The organism is uncultured Hyphomicrobium sp. (assembly GCF_902826555.1).
GTDB lineage: Bacteria > Pseudomonadota > Alphaproteobacteria > Rhizobiales > Hyphomicrobiaceae > Hyphomicrobium_C.
Genome location: NZ_CADEFI010000078.1, coordinates 1 through 2,160, shown reverse-complemented (window position 1 = coordinate 2,160; position 2,160 = coordinate 1). Strand labels below are relative to the sequence as shown.

The 2,160-nt window shown below is 65.0% G+C and carries 2 protein-coding genes; both read left to right on the top strand.

The genetic code is table 11. The features are described from left to right. Positions 1 to 984, top strand: a 984-nt coding sequence (locus QZV93_RS17515; protein WP_295560007.1) for an NADH-ubiquinone oxidoreductase-F iron-sulfur binding region domain-containing protein, incomplete at its 5' end; no start/stop codon positions are given. A 5-nt stretch (positions 985 to 989) separates the two neighbouring features. Beyond that, the coding region (locus tag QZV93_RS17510; RefSeq protein ID WP_295560005.1) for a 2Fe-2S iron-sulfur cluster-binding protein at positions 990 to 2,160 on the top strand (1,171 nt) is incomplete at its 3' end.

Genomic DNA, 2,160 nt, shown 5'->3' with positions numbered 1-2,160 from the left:
ATCATGGAAGGCGATCCCTTCCTCCTGGTCGAGGGCATGACGATCGCCGGCATCGCCGTCGGCGCAACCCGCGGTTACATCTATCTGCGCTCCGAGTATCCCCACGCCGCCATCGCCCTGAACGCGGCCATCGCCGCCGCCAAGAAGGCGGGCTTCCTCGGCCCCAAAGTTGCCGGATCGAACCACGCCTTCGAGCTTGAGGTCCGCATCGGAGCGGGCGCCTACGTTTGCGGCGAGGAAACGTCTCTCCTCGAAAGCCTGGAGGGCCGGCGCGGCCTGGTGCGCGCCAAGCCCCCGCTGCCGGCTCACAAAGGCTTGTTCGGCCAGCCGACCGTCATCAACAACGTGCTGTCGCTCTGCGCGGTGCCCTACGTCCTTGCGGAAGGGGCGAAAGCCTACGCCGATTACGGCATGGGTCGCTCGCGCGGTACGATGCCCATTCAGCTGGCCGGCAACCTGAAGTTTGGCGGTCTGTTCGAAACGGCGTTCGGTATCACGTTGGGTGAGCTGATCGACGACATTGGAGGCGGCACGCTGTCGGGCCGTCCTGTGAAGGCGGTCCAGGTCGGCGGCCCTCTCGGAGCGTACTTCCCGCGCGCCCTGTTCGACACCCCCTTCGACTACGAGGCGTTTGCTGCCAGGGACGGCCTCATCGGCCATGCCGGCGTCGTCGTGTTTGACGAAACCGCCAACATGGCCAAGCAGGCGCGTTTCGCCTTCGATTTCTGCGCCATCGAATCCTGCGGAAAATGCACGCCGTGCCGTATTGGCTCCACGCGTGGCCGCGAGACCATGGACAAGGTCATGGCTGGGCAAGATACGGCCAGTAACCTCGCCGTGATCGAAGATCTCTGCAACACGATGAAGTTCGGTTCCCTTTGCGCTCTGGGCGGCTTCACCCCATATCCCGTTATGAGCGCGTTGACGCATTTCCCGGAAGATTTTGGCCGGCCGGCGCGGAAGCTGGCCGAGGCAGCGGAGTAGGACCCATGGCGCTGATCAAAGAGACCGACTACGGTACTCCGGAGTCCAAGTCCGAGAAGATGGTGACGCTCACCATCGACGGCGTCGAGGTGTCCGTACCGGAGGGCACGTCGATCATGCGTGCCGCCATGGAGATGGGTACCGCCATCCCCAAGCTCTGCGCCACCGACATGCTGGAGAGCTTCGGCTCCTGCCGTCTCTGCCTTGTCGAGATCGAGGGCCGCAACGGCACGCCGGCTTCCTGCACCACGCCCGTCGCACCGGGCATCTCTGTCAAGACCCAGACGCCGCGCCTCGCCGCCATCCGCAAGGGCGTGATGGAGCTCTACATCTCCGACCACCCGCTCGACTGCCTGACCTGCGCCGCCAACGGCGACTGCGAGCTGCAGGACATGGCTGGCGCCGTCGGCCTCCGCGACGTGCGCTATGGCTACAACGGCGACAACCACGTCTTCTCCAAGATGGATGGCGCCGCTAACGACCTTTGGATGGCGAAGGACGAAACCAACCCGTACTTCACCTACGATCCCTCCAAGTGCATCGTCTGCAATCGCTGCGTGCGCGCGTGCGAGGAGGTGCAGGGCACCTTCGCGCTGACCATCTCCGGCCGCGGCTTCGATAGCCGCGTCTCGCCCGGCATGAGCGAGGATTTCCTCGCCAGCGAGTGCGTATCCTGCGGCGCCTGCGTGCAGGCTTGCCCGACCGCCACTCTGACCGAGAAGGGCGTCATCGAGATCGGCCAGCCCGAGCATTCCGCCATCACCACCTGCGCCTACTGCGGCGTCGGCTGCTCCTTCAAGGCCGAGATGCGCGGCGAGGAAGTCGTGCGCATGGTGCCGTGGAAGGACGGCAAAGCCAACCGCGGCCACTCCTGCGTCAAGGGTCGCTTCGCTTACGGCTACGCCACCCATCAGGACCGCATCTTGAACCCCATGATCCGCGAAAAGATCACGGATCCATGGCGCGAGGTTAGCTGGGACGAGGCGATCGATCGCGTCGCTTCCGAGTTCCGCCGCATCCAGAAGGACTACGGCCGCACGGCTGTCGGCGGCATCACGTCGTCGCGCTGCACGAACGAGGAAGCCTACCTCGTGCAGAAAATCATTCGCGCCGGCTTCGGGGTGAACAACGTCGACACCTGCGCCCGCGTCTGCCACTCGCCGACCGGCTACGGCC